General features: G+C 50.5%; 1 protein-coding gene. It reads right to left on the reverse strand.

Annotated elements, in window-relative coordinates; translation table 11 throughout:
* Positions 1-133 precede the first annotated feature (133 nt).
* Positions 134-925 (reverse strand): DMT family transporter (locus tag R7Z49_RS23880; protein WP_318112205.1); only part of this gene is annotated, 792 nt, incomplete at its 5' end.

Raw genomic sequence — 925 nt, forward strand, 5'->3', positions numbered from 1 at the left:
GCGGGTCTAGAACTCCCTGCTGAAATGTCTGGTGATGTGCTAGTTAAGTAATTAACTGACGACTCAGAATGACAAAAGCCCGAGTATAAACTCGGGCTTTTTTGTGTCTGGTAATAAGGACTGGTTTGTAAGATTACTGAACCAAAATCCCCGCACCAATCACCGCTAGGGCCGCGCCCAACCAAGCAAATCGGTTTGGTCGGCGTTTAGTGTAAACCCAGAGCAGCGGTAGCAACATGATTGGCGTGGTTGAAGATAGCAGTGCAACCATACCTACGTTCCCTTCGCGCAGCGCGTAAAGAATTAACGTCATACCTACGGCCATCGCGAGAAAGCCATTCAATGCCGTAATGCCAAAAACACGCCAAGTAATACGTTGGGTGGAGCGAGCAACTTTTACACCAACGATAAGTAACAAGCAGTGCGCAACGAACGCGCTGATCATTCGAATTGCCGATGCAGCGATTGGGTCGACACTGGTTTGCATGACCGGTTTAGCAATAATGCCACCGAGCGCCTGACATATTGCAGCGGTAAGGCCGAGTGAGACTCCAACCCAAATGTTGCCTTTGATTTCCTCGAGCACATTGTTAGTTTGTCCGCGTCGGCCAAAGAATATCGCCATCACCACACCGCTAAACACCAGTGCAGAACCAAGCAGTTCAATGGCCGTCATGCTTTCGCTAAACAGGAAATAACCTAAGATGGTGGAAAACACGGCATGGCAGGAAAACAACAGGCCCGCTTGCCTTGGCCCCATGCGATTCAAACACGCAAACAGTGCGGTGTCGCCAATGAAGATCCCTATCAATCCGGATGCCATCATCGGCGTAATGTGTTCCCAAGACACACTTAGCCAACCGCCGGTTATCCACGCCATGGTCGACAAAATCACGGCTGTGCAGCCCATCCGCCAACGACTGTA

The organism is Vibrio sp. 1562 (assembly GCF_033340155.1).
Classification (GTDB): domain Bacteria; phylum Pseudomonadota; class Gammaproteobacteria; order Enterobacterales; family Vibrionaceae; genus Vibrio; species Vibrio alginolyticus.